We start from the raw sequence: 278 nt of genomic DNA, 5'->3' as shown, positions 1-278 counted from the left end.
ACAATTTATCGACCCTTTCAGAGTGACAAGGACTGGGAATGGCCTTTTTCCAGGGAAACCTACTATAAATTCGAAGAAGCTTTTAATATAGTTGAACGACGTGCGGTTTTGGGAAAAATTAAATGGCTCCCATTGCTTTACTTATTGCCTGGTTCTGAGGAAAAAAAAATAGATAAAGCTAAAAACTGGCACCGGGAAGATTGGGAACAATCGGCCTTGGATGATAATTACATGTTCAGCTGTATGCACCTCACCATGCTGATGCAAAAAAAGGATTA

The 278-nt window shown here is 39.6% G+C and carries 1 pseudogene; it reads left to right on the top strand.

Annotated features, from left to right (window positions below):
- Positions 1–278, top strand: a pseudogene (locus HC175_RS24105) (class I SAM-dependent methyltransferase); the annotation flags it as partial.

It is taken from the genome of Salinimicrobium oceani (assembly GCF_012037645.1).
The sequence above is the reverse complement of the archived record's forward strand: the minus strand, read 5'-3'. Positions and strand labels throughout refer to the sequence as shown.